Source organism: Streptococcus sp. SGI.013 (assembly GCF_050315295.1).
In the GTDB taxonomy this organism is placed as follows: domain Bacteria; phylum Bacillota; class Bacilli; order Lactobacillales; family Streptococcaceae; genus Streptococcus; species Streptococcus porcorum.
On sequence record NZ_JBNPOS010000123.1, the window covers coordinates 1 to 225 of the forward strand.

1 protein-coding gene is annotated in these 225 nt (G+C 48.0%); it reads left to right on the top strand.

The genetic code is table 11. From position 1 onward, the window contains the following. A partial coding sequence (locus tag ACQRDX_RS09660; protein ID WP_427896692.1) for a hypothetical protein occupies positions 1 to 225 on the top strand: 225 nt, incomplete at both ends.

The following is a 225-nucleotide window of genomic DNA, read 5'->3' on the forward strand; positions in this document are numbered from 1 at the left end:
GCTGATGTTGAAGCTGACTCAGACGCTGATGTCGAAGCTGACTCAGATGCTGATGTTGAAGCTGACTCAGATGCTGATGTTGAAGCTGACTCAGATGCTGATGTGCTTGCTGATTCAGATGCTGATGTTGATGCTGACTCAGACGCTGATGTTGATGCTGATTCAGACGCTGATGTGCTTGCTGACTCAGATGCTGATGTTGAAGCTGACTCAGACGCTGATGTT